This window comes from Streptomyces sp. NPDC059957, from assembly GCF_042730015.1.
Lineage (GTDB): Bacteria > Actinomycetota > Actinomycetes > Streptomycetales > Streptomycetaceae > Streptomyces.
Window position 1 is genome coordinate 48,486 of the sequence record NZ_JBHWMB010000002.1, and the last position, 12,972, is coordinate 61,457.

Annotated in this window: 12 protein-coding genes and 1 pseudogene; 7 read left to right on the forward strand and 6 right to left on the reverse strand. The window is 72.0% G+C overall.

Features of this window, described 5'->3' with window-relative positions; all coding sequences use genetic code 11:
* Nucleotides 1–29: 29 nt before the first annotated feature.
* The 4 genes from ACFWBW_RS01705 to ACFWBW_RS01720 all read right to left on the reverse strand — a co-directional run bounded on the left by ACFWBW_RS01705 (nucleotide 30) and on the right by ACFWBW_RS01720 (nucleotide 5,655).
* A complete protein-coding gene (locus ACFWBW_RS01705; RefSeq protein WP_385367502.1) occupies nucleotides 30–1,451 on the reverse strand; it encodes a phytoene desaturase family protein in 1,422 nt (473 codons plus the stop codon).
* A 132-nt stretch (nucleotides 1,452–1,583) separates the two neighbouring features.
* Complete coding sequence (locus ACFWBW_RS01710) at nucleotides 1,584–2,408, reverse strand: inositol monophosphatase family protein (protein WP_385367503.1); 825 nt, start codon at nucleotides 2,406–2,408, stop codon at nucleotides 1,584–1,586.
* 342 nt (nucleotides 2,409–2,750) lie between these two features.
* Nucleotides 2,751–3,032, reverse strand: coding sequence for a hypothetical protein (locus ACFWBW_RS01715; RefSeq protein WP_385367504.1), 282 nt, complete (start codon nucleotides 3,030–3,032; stop codon nucleotides 2,751–2,753).
* 160 nt (nucleotides 3,033–3,192) lie between these two features.
* Nucleotides 3,193–5,655, reverse strand: a complete 2,463-nt coding sequence (locus tag ACFWBW_RS01720; protein ID WP_385367505.1) for a tetratricopeptide repeat protein — start codon at nucleotides 5,653–5,655, stop codon at nucleotides 3,193–3,195.
* Nucleotides 5,656–5,871: 216 nt separating this feature from the next.
* Between ACFWBW_RS01720 and ACFWBW_RS01725 the strand changes: the two genes are divergently transcribed.
* The 3 genes from ACFWBW_RS01725 to ACFWBW_RS01735 all read left to right on the forward strand — a co-directional run bounded on the left by ACFWBW_RS01725 (nucleotide 5,872) and on the right by ACFWBW_RS01735 (nucleotide 7,892).
* Nucleotides 5,872–6,327, forward strand: coding sequence for a carboxymuconolactone decarboxylase family protein (locus ACFWBW_RS01725; RefSeq protein ID WP_385367506.1), 456 nt, complete (start codon nucleotides 5,872–5,874; stop codon nucleotides 6,325–6,327).
* A 71-nt stretch (nucleotides 6,328–6,398) separates the two neighbouring features.
* Nucleotides 6,399–6,890 (forward strand): iron chaperone, encoded by a 492-nt coding sequence (locus tag ACFWBW_RS01730; protein ID WP_385367507.1) that lies wholly within the window; start codon nucleotides 6,399–6,401, stop codon nucleotides 6,888–6,890.
* 168 nt (nucleotides 6,891–7,058) lie between these two features.
* Nucleotides 7,059–7,892, forward strand: coding sequence for a hypothetical protein (locus ACFWBW_RS01735; protein WP_385367508.1), 834 nt, complete (start codon nucleotides 7,059–7,061; stop codon nucleotides 7,890–7,892).
* A gap of 24 nt (nucleotides 7,893–7,916) precedes the next feature.
* Here ACFWBW_RS01735 and ACFWBW_RS01740 read toward each other — a convergent pair whose 3' ends face one another.
* Together ACFWBW_RS01740 and ACFWBW_RS01745 are read right to left on the reverse strand one after the other, a co-directional pair.
* Nucleotides 7,917–8,246 (reverse strand): hypothetical protein, encoded by a 330-nt coding sequence (locus tag ACFWBW_RS01740; RefSeq protein WP_385367509.1) that lies wholly within the window; start codon nucleotides 8,244–8,246, stop codon nucleotides 7,917–7,919.
* 173 nt (nucleotides 8,247–8,419) lie between these two features.
* Nucleotides 8,420–8,776: pseudogene (locus ACFWBW_RS01745) on the reverse strand (DNA-binding response regulator); the annotation flags it as partial.
* Nucleotides 8,777–9,093: 317 nt separating this feature from the next.
* On the opposite strand from ACFWBW_RS01745, the gene ACFWBW_RS01750 reads away from it, so the two are divergent.
* From ACFWBW_RS01750 to ACFWBW_RS01765, 4 genes are all read left to right on the forward strand, one after another.
* A complete protein-coding gene (locus ACFWBW_RS01750; RefSeq protein WP_385367510.1) occupies nucleotides 9,094–9,705 on the forward strand; it encodes a hypothetical protein in 612 nt (203 codons plus the stop codon).
* Nucleotides 9,706–9,813: 108 nt separating this feature from the next.
* Nucleotides 9,814–10,479 (forward strand): toxin-antitoxin system, toxin component, encoded by a 666-nt coding sequence (locus ACFWBW_RS01755; RefSeq protein ID WP_385367511.1) that lies wholly within the window; start codon nucleotides 9,814–9,816, stop codon nucleotides 10,477–10,479.
* 2 nt (nucleotides 10,480–10,481) lie between these two features.
* Nucleotides 10,482–11,690: an MAB_1171c family putative transporter gene (locus ACFWBW_RS01760; protein ID WP_385367512.1), complete on the forward strand. Its 1,209-nt coding sequence runs from the start codon at nucleotides 10,482–10,484 to the stop codon at nucleotides 11,688–11,690.
* 40 nt (nucleotides 11,691–11,730) lie between these two features.
* Nucleotides 11,731–12,912, forward strand: a complete 1,182-nt coding sequence (locus tag ACFWBW_RS01765; protein WP_385367513.1) for an MAB_1171c family putative transporter — start codon at nucleotides 11,731–11,733, stop codon at nucleotides 12,910–12,912.
* The last annotated feature ends 60 nt before the right edge of the window (nucleotides 12,913–12,972 follow it).

Genomic DNA, 12,972 nt, shown 5'->3' on the forward strand with positions numbered 1-12,972 from the left:
GAGCCCCCGGGCGGGTGCGGAGCGCGCCCTCAGGCGCCCTTCGCGCGCAGGTGGCGCCAGACGGCCTTGGCCGCGTTGTGCCCCGACATGCCGTGCACGCCGGGGCCGGGCGGGGTGGCCGAGGAGCACAGGAACACGGCCGGGTGGGCCGTGTTGTACGGGGACAGGGTCAGCTTGGGGCGCAGCAGGAGCTGGAGCCCGGAGGCGGCCCCGCAGGCGATGTCGCCGCCGACGTAGTTGGGGTTGCGGGCGGCGAGCTGCGGCGGACCGGCCGTGGCGCGGGCGAGCACCAGGTCGCGGAACCCGGGGGCGAAGCGCTCCAGTTGGCGCTCGACGGCTTCGGTGAGGTCGCCGTCCCAGCCCGCCGGGACGTGCCCGTACACCCAGAAGGTGTGCTTGCCCTCGGGCGCCCGGCCGGGGTCGACCAGGCTGGGCTGGGCGGCGATGAGGAAGGGGGTGCGCGGGACCCGTCCGCCGGAGGCCAGTTGCAGGGCCGCGTCGATGTCGCGGGTGTGCGGACCGATCTGTACGGTGCCGGCCCGGCGCGGCTCCTCGGCGGTCCAGGGGACGGGGCCGTCCAGGGCGTAGTCCAGCTTGAACACGGAGGCGCCGTAGCGGTAGCCGTCATAGACCCGGCCCAGGCGGGCGATGCGGGCCAGCGCGGTCGGGGAGGTGTCGAAGACGTACGCCCGGGCCGGCGGCAGGTCGTCGAGCCGCTTGACCTCGAACCCGGTGTGGACGGTCCCGCCGAGGTCCCGCAGGTACCCGGCGAGGGCGTCGGAGATGGACTGCGAGCCGCCGCGCGGCATCGGCCAGCCGTTCGCGTGCGCGGCGAGGGCGAAGACCAGGCCGACGGCGCTGGTCCCGATCCCGCCGAGCGGGGCGATGACGTGCGCGACGAGGCCGGCGAACAGGGCGCGGGCGCGGTCGTCGCGGAAGCGGCTCAGCAGCCAGGTGGAGGGCGGCAGCCCGGCCAGCCCGAAGCGGGCGAGGGTGAGCGGGTCACGGGGCAGCGCGGTGTCCGGCAGCGACATGAAGTCCCGGGCGAGGGTGTCCCACTTGCCGAGGAACGGCTCGACCAGCCGCCGGTACGTGCCCGCGTCGCGGGCCCCGAAGGACGCGGCCGTCTCCGCGACGGAGCGGGAGAGCACGGCCGCCGTGCCGTCGTCGAAGGGGTGCGCCATGGGCAGCGGGGCGTGCAGCCACTCCAGCCCGTACCGCTTGAGGGGCATGGTGGAGAATACGGGGGAACCGGCGCCCAGCGGGTGTACCGCCGAGCAGGGGTCGTGCCGGAAGCCGGGGAGGGTGAGCTCCTCGGTCCGGGCCCCGCCGCCGACGGTGTCCGCGGCTTCGAAGACGGCCACCGAGAAGCCGCGCCGGGCCAGTTCAACGGCGGCCGTGAGCCCGTTGGGCCCGGCCCCCACCACGACCGCATCGAGGATCGACGGCACTTGCGACTCCTTCGTCCGGCGGCGCCACCGCCCCCAGGGTATTGCGCCTGTCCATAGGCGGGCTGCGCGATCCGCGCCGACTCCGTTCGCCCTGGGCTCAGCGGACGGATCGGCTGTGGAGCCACCTGGGGCTCACTCGCCCCGCAGCAGCTCCCGGATCCGTACGGCCGTGGCCTCGTCCCGGCCGACGGCGAACGGCAGCGCGTTGTCCCGGTCCACCCTGAAGGGGACCCGGTCGACGGTGCTCTGGGAGCCGCCCGCCTCGGCGACCAGGAGCAGCCCGGCCGCGTGGTCCCAGGCCGAGGGCCAGTTGAAGGCCAGGCAGTCCATCTCTCCCCGGGCCACCTTCAGGTACTCCAGGCCCGCCGAACCGCACGCGCGGGAGGCCACCCCGGGGACGTCCAGGCGCGCCAGGATCCGGCGCTCCTCCTCGGTGGTGTACAGCGGGTGAGCGGTCGCGACCCGCAGCTCGGCGCCAGGCTCCGGCGAACCGCTGAGGATCCGCTCGCCGTTGACGTACGCGCCCTGTCCGCGCACCGCGGTGGCCATCTCCTCCAAGGCCGGAGCGAAGGTCCAGGAGGCGAGGAGCTCCCCGCGGTGCGCGAGCGCGACCAGGGTGCAGAACGCCGCGTCCCCGTGCACGAACTGCCGGGTCCCGTCCACGGGGTCCACGATCCACACCGGGGCGTCGGCGCGCAGCGCCCCGTACACCCCGGGGTCGGCGTGCACCGCTTCCTCGCCCACCACCGCCGAGCCCGGCAGCAGCCGGGTCAGGGCGGCCGTGAGGTACTCCTCGGCCTTGCGGTCGGCGTCCGTCACCAGGTCGTGCGGGCCGCTCTTCTGGTCCACCTCGTGGTCGGCGAGCTGGCGGAATCTCGGCATGATCTCGATCGCCGCCGCTTTGCGAACGGCTTCGTCGACGTCGGACAGGTTCCGGGCGAGGAATTCATCGATCATGCCTCCAGCAAAGCACGCCCGGCTGACAATCCCCACTGCCCGGCCCGACGGGCGGCCGGACCCGGGGTGGACCGCGGGTGAACGCGCCGCGGGGCGGGCGGCGGCCCGGGAGGACACGCGGAGTCACGGCGAGCTACGGGGAGCCACGGGGCGGGAGGCCCCGTGGCCCCCTCCGGGCTGGGCCGCCTCTTTCGGATCTTGCCGGGCCCGCGACGCCTGGCACCGCGCCCGGCCGCACTGCCGAGGCGACCACGTACGTCCAGTACGCGAGCGCCCCGACAGCACGCCCAGGCACGGCACCAGACGCCACGGGCTCAGCCGACAAGATCCGAAAAAGACGACCTAGTGGGTGGCGAGGTCGCCTACGACGAGGGGCTTCGGGAAGAAGTGCTCGTACGCCCCGTCCGCCATGTGCTGCGGGCTCAGGTGCTCGAAGTCGCCCTCCGTCAGGAACTTCGGGCCCTGGTCGCCGAGCGTGCCGAGCTGCGGCGCCGTGTGCTCGAAGGCTCCGTCCTGGCCCTGCGGTGCGACGCTGATGTGGTTGTCCGCGAAGGCCGGGCCCGCGCCCAGTCCGGCGAGGGCGAAGGCGGCGGTGGCGGCTATGGCGGCGGCTCTGATGTTCATGCTGGTCCCCCCGGTCCGGCCGGCCCCTGGTCGGGCCGGCTCGGGAACAGGCTGTCAGGCCCCGCCGTAGTCCTGCAACAGCATCGGGAGGATCCGCCCGGCCGGCCCCGGAGACGGGCCCGGACCGGCCCGGCTCCCCTTCGCCCTGCGGGCGCCCCGCTCAGCGCGCCCCCGCGCCGAGCTCCTCCAGGAGCGAGCGTCCCGCCGTGCGGTGCTCGGCGGCCGCGGCCGGGTCCTTGTCCTCGAGCAGGACCGCGATCCCCTCGTGGGCCAGCGCCTCCTCGTGCCGGTAGCCGAGCCCCGGGGCGAGCTCCAGCGTCTGCCGGTGCAGGCGCAGGGCCTCGTCGGGCAGTCCCGCGAGCCGGCAGGTCTCGGCGTAGCCGCCCAGGAACCGGACCTTCCAGTGCTCCTCGAACAGCTCGTCCAGCAGCGCGAACGCCTCCCGGTGGCTGGCTAGGGCCTCCTCGTACCGGCCCATCCGGCGCAGCCCGACGCCCAGGCAGTTGAGGGACCAGGCCTCGTTGTTGACGTGCCCGTCCTCTCGGGCCAGTGCCAGCGCCCGGTGCAGGTGCTCCGACGCCTCCTCGGGCGACTGTGCCGCGATGGCCATGCCGAGGGTGATGCGGGCCGTCAGGGTGGGCGGCCACGCGGGGTCCGGGTGGGAGACGTCCAGCACCTCCCGGGCCCGCCGTGCCGCCGCCTCGCGGTCTCCCAGCTGGAGCAGCGCCCAGGCCTCCGAGGCGGCCGCGTGGGCCGCGCCCGCCGGGAGCCCGGCTTCCCCGTACAGCTTCCCGGCCAGCCGGAAGAGTTCCAGCGGCTCCTCGGCGCTCCCACGACCTCCCTGGTCCCAGCTCAAATAGCCTCGGCGCAGGGTCAGTTCCGCCTCCGAGCGGGTGTCTCCCGTCTGCGCGACCCGGAGGCCGGCCGCCTCGTACGCGGCCGCGGCCTCGGCCATCCGGCCGGCGTTGTAGCGCGCGAAACCCAGGTCGCTGTAGGCCTCGGCCAGGCGCTGCGGATCCCCCAGGCGTTCGGCGGCGGCCAGCGAGCGTTCGAAGAGGTGGTTGAGGTGGGTCGTGCCGCAGCGCCGTGCGAAGTAGGCGCGCAGGAAGCGCGGCAGCTCGCACACGTGCGCGTCCGCCCCGACGGCGACCGCCGTCTCGAAGGCGGCGATCATCGTCTCGTACTCGGAAGTGAGCCAGGAGCAGGCCGCGTTCTTGTCGGCGAACCGCGGCAGTGCGGCCGGGGCCCGGCCCGCGGTGGGCGGCCGTCCCGGTGAGAGCACCGGCATCGCGGCGTCGGCCGCGGCGGCGGCGTGCACGAAGTAGTCGAGGAAGCGGCCCAGTGCGCGCTCCCGGTCGGCCTGGGAGTCCTGCTGCGCGCAGGCGCCGCGCGCGTGCTGGTGCACCAGGTCGTGCAGCCGGTACCGGCCCGCCGTCGGCTGCTGGACCAGGTGCGCGTCGACCAGGTCCTCCAGTGCCTCCCGGGCACTGGACAGCGGTACGTCCGCCAGAGCGGCCGCCGCGTAGGCGTCGAAGGAGCCGCCGGGCAGCATGCCCAGCATCCGGAACAACCGGGCCTGGCCCCGGTCCAGTTGCCGTACGGACATGGCGAAGGCGGTGTCGAACTCGCTCGCCCCCTCCGCCAGCCGCTCCACGAGGATGCCCACCGTCCAGCCCGGCCGGTGCCGCAACCGGGCCGCGGCCAGCCGCAGGGCCAGCGGCAGGTGGCCGCACAGCCGCAACACCTCGGCGGTGGAGTCCGGTTCACGGGCGAGGCGGCCTTCGGGCCCGCCGGGGTCTCCGCTGGCCCGCGCCAGCAGCTCCGCGCTCTCGCGCGGGCTGAGCACGTCCAGCGACACCGGGGGCACCTCGTCCAGGCCCAGCAGGCGGTTGCGGCTCGTGATCAGGACGACGGAGTCGCCGGCGCCGGGCAGCAGCGGGCGGACCTGGTCCGCGTCGACCGCGTTGTCGACGACCACGACGGCCCGCCGGCCTGCCAGTTCGGCCCGCCAGCAGGCCGACAGCTGTTCCAGGCCCTCCTGCGGGACCCTCTCGGACGGTACGTCGAGCGCCCCGAGCAGCATCCGCAGCGCGGAGCCGGGATCGAGGGGGTCCCGGCCCTCGGTGAATCCGTGCAGGTCCACGTAGAGCTGGGCGTCCGGGTAGTCGTCGGCGAGCCGGTGCGCGGCGTGCACCGCGAGACAGGTCTTCCCCACGCCCGCCATGCCGTCGACGGCGACGCCCCGGTGGCTGTCCACCGCGGCCAGCACGGAGGCGAGTTGGGCCTCGCGGCCGGTGAAGTCCGGTACGTCGCGCGGCAGATCGTTACGGGGTCTGGGCTGGACCTGGCGGCTGGCCTTCGGGGGCGCCGGCAGCGGGTTGGAGGAGCAGAGTTCCCAGAGGGGGCGCAGCGGGCGCGGATCGCGTTTGACCAGTCGGCAGAGGGCGAGCACCGCGGGCCAGGGCGGCACGGTCTGCCCGCCGAGGTAGCGCGAGAGCGAGGAGGAGCTCAGCCCCGTATCCCTCGCGAGGGCCCGTACCCCGAGCCCGGAAAGCTCCTGGAGCAGCCGCAGCCGTGCGGCCAGCTCGTCCTGCGGGTCGGCCTCGGCCGTCCGCCGTTCCATGTCCACGGTTCCCCCCGTATCCCTGTCCCGCCGGGCCCGAATTATCCCGGGCCGCATATCCGCTGGTCAAGGATGTTCCGCCTGTCCCAGGGTGTCCCACCGCCATCGCCGCGGCGGGCCACTGCGGCTGTTATGGAGTCACACCCCGAGGGGGGAACGGAAACCGGGAAGACCCGGAGACCGGAAGAGCCAGTCCCAGCAGAGGAGCACACCGAGATGCAGTCCCGCATGCAGAACCCCGCCGTCGTCCTGTCCGGTGCGATGCAGCCCATCCAGGACATCTTCAAGGCAGTGCACTCCGGTGGAGTGGACGGGCAGATCCTGGAGCTGGTGCACCTGCGGGTGAGCCAGATCAACGGGTGCAGCGCCTGTGTGGACGGCGGCGCCAAGTCGGCCCGCAAGGCCGGGGTGAGCGATGAGCGGCTGGCCACGGTCGCCGCCTGGCGCGAGACCCCGTACTTCACCGAAGAGGAGCGGGCGGCCCTGCTGCTCGCCGAGGCGGCGACCCGGCTGGCCGACCGTCCCGACGCGGTGAGCGACGAGGTCTGGGACACGGCCGCGACCTACTTCGACGAGAAGCAGCTGGCCGCGATCGTCCTGATGATCGGTGTCACCAACATGTTCAACCGGCTCAACGCCACGACCCGCCAGATCGCCGGCGCGTGGGGATGAGGGGCGCGGACCGCCTCGCTTCCTAGTATGAAATCCCGTCCAACACCCCGACTGACGTGAGGAACCCCGCGATGACGAACACCCAGAAGCCCGCCAAGACCACGACCCCTGCCAAGACCCCGGCCGCCGGCCCGTCCGCGAAGTTCACGGAGGAGGAGCGGGCGGCGATGAAGGATCACGCCAAGGAGCTGAAGGCGGCGGCCCGCCGCGGATCGCGCGCCGACAAGGCGGCCGCGGAAGAGGCCGACGTGGTCGAGAAGATCGCCGAAATGCAGGACTCCGACCGGGTCATGGCGGAGCGGATCCACGCGATCGTCAAGGCGAGCGCACCCGACCTCGCGCCGAAGCTCTGGTACGGGATGCCCTCGTACGCCCGGGACGGCAAGGTGGTCTGCTTCTTCCAGAGCGCGGAGAAGTTCAAGGCGCGCTACGCGACGCTCGGCTTCAGCGACCAGGCGCACCTCGACGAGGGCTCCATGTGGCCGACTTCCTACGCCCTGACGCAGCTGACGGCCGCGGACGAGGCGAGGATCGCCACGCTCGTGAAGAGCGCGGCACACTGATACCCGGCCCTGCCGCCACCCGGTCCGGCCGACAGCCGGCGCGGGACGGAGGAGAACGTCGATCGTGGTCAAGGTCCTTGCCCTCACGATCGGTTCGGATCCTCCGCCCGCCGTGGACGCGCCCGTGCCCGTGCCCGTGCCCGTGCCCGCAAGAGGAACGAGGAACCCGTGAACCATCTCGATGTCGTCCGGCTACTCGGTCTGGCCGCCCCCGGGCGACCGGAGGGCGAAGGATACGGGCAGTTCGTGCCCGAGGACTTCGAACTGCTGCTCACGGCCCTGCCGAAGGGCGTGATCGCGGCTTCCGTGAAGCTCACCCGCTGCGAACTCCCCGTGCGTTCCCGGCGCACCACGGATGACGGTGTGCTGCTCTGGGACACCACCGCCCCCGACACCGCGGACTGGACGACCGTCCTCGCGGATGCCGATTTCCAGATCTGGTTCGAACTCCCCTTCACCACCTCGGAGTTCATCGCACAGGAGATAGCGGGGCGCGCCGAGGGGACACCCGTGTTCGAGACGGGCGCGGAGTACATGACGGGCTCGTGGCACAGGCTCGCCGAAGACAAGCGGGCGACGGCCAGGGCGCTGGCTGACCGGGACATCGGCGCACTGGACGAAGTCCTCGTCAAGGTGCGGAGCCTCGGCATCCCGGGCATCCGGCAGTACGCGCGCGAGCTGGTGGACCGGGCGCGGGACGGGTCGCCCGCCGCCCTCCCGGAGGACTACCTGGCGATCATGCGCGAATTCCCCGGCGGGATCATCGCGGGCGCCCGGGTGTTCCCCGTCGCAGAGGTCGCCTGGCCGGCCGAGGACCGGCCGTTCCTGCAGTGGGGAGAGGTGGAGGGCAGGGCCATCGGCTGGCTCACCACGAAGAGCGACCCCGAGGACTGGCGGATCGCCTACGCCGCGCCGGGCGGCAGCTCCCTCACGCACCTCGAGGAGCAGACCTTCGCCACGCTCCTGCGACGCCGGCTGCACGGCAACAACTCGCTGTTCTGACGGAGGCCGCGCTTCCCGCCCCCCTCATGGCCTTCCCGAGTCCCCCTCGGGGCCGGCATGGGCCTCGCGCGCTGCCAGTTGGCCTTGGACGTACGCGTCCGTACGGGGCGTGTAGGGGCCGCCGTGGTCGAAGAGCAGCTCCGTGATGCGCCGCCATTCCGCGACGGCGCCGCGGGTGGCGGCATCGGCTTTCTGCAGATCGCCCGAGGCCTCCTCGGCAGCCGCCTCCGCGGCTTCGAGCGCCGACTCGCAGTCGTGGTGGGTCAGGCCGGTTGCCTGCTCCCGCACCCGGGCGCGGGCCGCGCGCTCCGCGTCGGAGGGGGCGTGCGGCTCGTTCGCGGCGTCCTCGGTCATCGTGGTGCTGCCTCTGCTTTCTGCGGCGGGTCCCACTCGCCGTCCGAACTGACGGGCGGGACGTGGGGCACGGCGATCTCTGCCGTGGAGGGCACCTGCCCCCGCCTCGCGCCGCCATGCCCGCGCCGGGGATCGTCCCCGGCGACCGCCGGGTTTCCTACGGCGCGATCAGGCACCCGGATCGCGTAGCGGGTCAGCTCCAGGCGGTTTCGCATGCCCAGCTTCTGGAGCAGGTTCGCCCGGTGGCGCTCCACCGTCTTCGCGCTGATCACCAGCAGGTCCCCGATCTCCTTGGACGAGTGGCCTTCGGCCACGAGCTTGAGGATCTCCTCCTCGCGCTCGGTGATCGCCCGGGCCGGCAGCGGATGCCGCCCGCGGGCGCGGTCGAGGTAGTTGCGGATCAGGGTTGTCTCGGCGCCCGTGTAGATGAAGGGCTCGTCCCGGATCGCCGCGCGGCAGGCTTCGACGAGGTCGCGGTCGGCAACGGACTCGGGGACGTAGCCGGCGGCTCCGGCCTTGAGGGCCTCGAAGCCGGCCGCCGCCACCCTGGCCGCGGTGCCCACGCGGCCGGGACCCCCGCAGGACCTCAAGGCGCAGGCCCAGGAGCAGGATCCGGCCCAGGCACAGGATCCGGCCGGCCGCTCGTGAGCGAGGGCGGCAGGCGGTCCCCGCCGGCCGCACCCGTAGAGGAGGGCACTCCCCCCGTGCCCCCGGGAGGGCACCTGCTACCCTGCGCGTGAAACGATCATTTCATTGCGGACCCGGCCGTTCCGTGATCTAGTGACAGCGGGGGCTGGGCGGGCTCGTCTCAACCACAAGTTCCCCTTCCAACCCACCGGGAGGGTCTGTGAGCGACGGGTACGAGCACCTCGCCAGGACCGTGAGAGAGGTCGAGGAGCTCCAGTCGGAGGCGGGACTCGACCGGGCGTCGGTCTTCAACCTGCGGGACCTCTCCTTCCACAGCTCCCTTCCGGAGGCCGACATCCGGCGGCTACTCGACGGCGAACCCGTCGAAGCGCCGGGGAACGCCGCGGCCGAGCTGGCCCGCCGCATCGCGTTCCTCAGGGAAACCCGGCTGACCGTGGACAAGAACACGGGCAGCCGGCGTCAGTACACCACCGCCGAGATCGCCGCCGGCAGCGGGATGACCCCGCAGTGGCACGGCAAGTTGCTGAACCACAGCACGCCCAACATCTGGCACGGCGCAGGCCTCGCCAAGTTCTTCGGCGTCCCCATGGAGTACTTCACCCAGACGCCGCCGGAGGCCGTGAAACGGGTTCTGGACAGCAAGGTCATCCCGAACCTCACGGCGTTCCTCAGGAACCCTTCCGCGGCCGTGAGGAATCGCCACGCCATGCAGGTCCAGCTCCGTCTCGGCGACAAGGAGCTGTCCCCGAGCCTGGAGACGGCCTTGATGGCCTTCATGGACGCGATCACACGAGAAGACTCCGGACCCTAGGGTCCGGTCCGGGCGCAGCGACTGACCTGACCCTCGGTCACCGTCAGCGGCAGGGCGGGCCGCGGCTTCACCGCCCGTCGGAGGGGAACTCACAGTGGGGGCATTCGGATGAACGAGGGGAAGATGGCGGGCTTTCACAAGGGGGTACTCGCGACTCTCGACAGGCTGCCGTCCCATCAGGGCCTGCTCGCCGCACCAAGAGCCCACCTGGCGCGGCGTTCCACCGTGCGGAGGGTCTCGAAGTTCTGCGACGCGGTGCTCGCGGGTCTCGACAGGCCGATCCCCTCGGATCCGGACAGCCTGTTCGCGGTGCTGAGGGCCGATGTCGAGCGGCGCCTCAACGAGGACGGTGCGCTCCCGTTCCATCCGGTCTTCCTGTACTTCCGCGAGTTCCCCGAGGAGACGGCCAGTGGCCTCACGGCGAAGTTCGACGACCGGATCGTCATCGTCGTCGAGAGTCAGACGACCACGCTTCACCAGTTCGTGATCTTTGCACACGAGATGTGGCACGCCTTGATGGGAGAGTGCCTGTCCCACGCGTCCCACCACGACGTCGCCGCGGCCGCCGCCAGGTCACTCGGTGGTGAACTGGTGGGCGAGGACCTCGTCGCCCTTGCGGCGAGGAGCCACGTCGACACCCAAGAGGAAGTCGACGCGGAGGAGTTCGGGCTGCAGATGGGAGCCCGGCTGCGAGAGTGTCTGAAAGGGTGCGGCGCCGTGCCGACAACCGGTTTGGCTGGCCGGATCCAGTCCAGCATAGGCAGAGGCTACTGAGCATGACCGGATCGGACTACTACATTCCCGCAGGCGTCCTGGCGATCGCTCTGGTGGTGAAGTCCCCCTCGTTCTGGCGCGGCTGGAATTCGCCGATGTCGAAGTCGATCTTCGTGATCCTCGCGGCCTCCGCGGGAGGCTTCGTGTTCGGTGCCCCGCCGACGATCGAGCGGGTCAACCGGCTCACCGGCGTCCCGAACGTCTCGGCGCTCATCGTCTACTGCATCCTGTCGTGCCTGTCGTGCGGCTCGATCGTGCTCCTCATCCACTGGCGAGGGGGGCCCGAGGAGATCCTCCGCAGGCACACCAGGATGTGGATCGCGGCGACCGCCGTGATGATCGCGACGTTCTGCGTCCTCTTCTACCTCAGCAGCGTGCCCATCGAGCAGCAGCGCGACTTCGACACCTTCTACGCGAACACCCCGTACGTGCGGGAGATGATCGTGCTCTATCTGACCTCGCACATCGCCATGAGTCTCGTGGTGGCGGCGAAATGCTGGCGGTGGGCCCGTGAGCTCCGGGACCTCCAGGCGGCGTGGACCCATTGGGGCCTGCTCATACTCGTGGCCGCGTTCAGCATCGGCTTGTCGTTCGCCCTGCTCAAGTTCCTGGCTGTCGGTGCCCGCTGGGCCGGTACGGACAGATGGGACTCGCTCAGCACCGACGTCGCCCCACCCCTCGCGGGACTGGGCGCCGGCATGACGACGATCGGCTTCCTGGTGCCGGTCGTCGGGCCGCGGCTGGGATCGATGTGGGGATCCTGGCGGGCCTACCGGGCGATGGAGCCCCTCTGGCGTGCGCTCGAGCCCTTCGCGGGACCCGGGAAGCCCACCTGGGTTCGTTTCACCTCGTCACCGGAGATCCGGGCGATGGCCAGGTCCACCGACATTTCCGATCGCCTGCTCAACCTGGCGCCCCACCTGGACAGCAGCCACCGCGAGGCAGCCGAGCGCTACGCCTCCTCGCAAGGCTGCGAGCCGGAGGCGGCGCTCATCTTCGCCGAGGCCGCTACGATCCACGCCGCCCTGGCCGCTGCGGAGGCCGCCGGGAGGGCGTCGTCCGGGCTGGCGGCCCTCGCCGCCGAAACGGGCGCCACCATCGACACCCGTGTGTCGGGAACGAATGGTCTCGCCCGGCTGAGCATCCAGTTCTCCAAGATCCGCCGCTCCGACCTGCCCGTCGGCGGCGCCGCCCGATCCGAGGGCAACTGACCATGCCCGCTCTCCCCCACGCGGCTCACGGGAGCCGCCGGTGAACGCGGGAACGGCGTACCTGTCCGTGGCCGCCGGCTTCATCGTCGCCACCGCCGTCAAACTCTGGGCGCTGCGGAAGAAGCCTGGAGACCCGCTCCTGAGGGCCGTCGCGGCGACCCTCTTCGTCGCCGCGTTCCTGTTCGTCACGGCCGCTCCCCCGAACCTCGCGATCATCAACGAGATGCTCGGCATACCGAACGTCGCGGCGCCCATCGTGTACTCGATCCTGAGCGCGTTCGACGGCATCAGCATCGTGCTGCTCATCCACTGGCGGGGGAACGAGGACGCGCGCGTCACCCTGCGGCAGACACGGCTGTGCCTGACCACCTACGCCGCGGTGATCGTCGCCACATGGGCCCTGTTCGCGCTGGGCGACGCACCGGTCGAGCGGCTCCGGGACCTGGACACCTACTACTCCAGCACGCCCTGGATCCGCGAAATGATCCTTCTCTACCTGGCGGCGCACAGCGTCGCGGCCGTCACCATGGTGCTCCTCTGCCTGCGTTGGTCGCGGCAGGTCCCCGGCACGCTGAAGGCCGGGCTGCTGCTGATCACCGCCGGGGCGGTGTGCATGTTCGGCTACGACCTCTTGAAGTTCACGGCGATCGTTGCCCGCTGGCTCGGCCACGACTGGGACTGGCTGAGCACCAACGCCGCCTTCTCCCTGGCCGGTTTCAGCGCCTTGCTCATCTTCGCGGGTTTCATGCTCCCGCCCATCGGACAAGGCGTGGGCTCCCGGTGGCGGGCTCTGCGCCGCTTTCGCCGGCTGCAGCCCCTCTGGCTGGAGATCCGCCCGGAGATACCGCCCGCGAGTCCACCGCCGATGCCGTGGTGGCAGCCCGTGGAGCGCCGGCTCATGCAGCGCGAGAGGGACATCTTCGACGCGATACTGCGGCTGACGCCCTGGTTCGACCGGTCGGCCGGCACGGAGGTCTACGCGCTCGCCCTGGCCGAGCACTCCGAGGTCCGCCGTGCCCGCGGCGAAGCCGATGCCTCGGTGATTGCCCGCGCGGTCGTCCAGAAGGGGTACGCCGTGCCCGCCCTCGCTCCCGAGCATCGATGGACGGTCAGCTCCATCGAGGATTCCGAGGACCTCGTGGACATGTCCGCGGCCATGCTGCGCTCCCCGCAGGTCGAAGCGGCGCGGCAGTCCACGGCAAGGGCAGAGCACGGCGCATGAGACGGGACCCGGCCCTGGCCGGGCATGGACCGAGAATGGCACCGTACACGCGCGCCACAG